At 42.1% G+C, this 235-nt stretch carries 1 protein-coding gene; it reads right to left on the bottom strand.

Translation table 11 applies throughout. The features are described 5' to 3' along the window. On the bottom strand, positions 1-235 hold a 235-nt coding region (locus H4J63_RS20040), incomplete at both ends, for a reverse transcriptase domain-containing protein (RefSeq protein WP_259365865.1).

A 235-nucleotide genomic window follows, 5' to 3' on the forward strand; every position in this document is an offset into this window, starting at 1 on the left:
TGTTCGCCTATCATTACCCCGCTTTTTAAGAACTGATTAATCAGCTTTAAAATACTACTGTCCGTCACTTTGCGTCTAACACTGCTAATTATCAAAGCATGATCAAGCAGGTCAAAACACTTCGACAGATCCATATCAACCACCCACTCACGGTGATATTTACGAATAAATACCGTGGCTTTGCTGATGGCGTCATGACAACTTCGTTTCGGCCTGTACCCATAACTTGATGGGT

Source organism: Pseudoalteromonas sp. 5Ae-yellow (genome assembly GCF_014077565.1).
Lineage (GTDB): Bacteria > Pseudomonadota > Gammaproteobacteria > Enterobacterales > Alteromonadaceae > Pseudoalteromonas.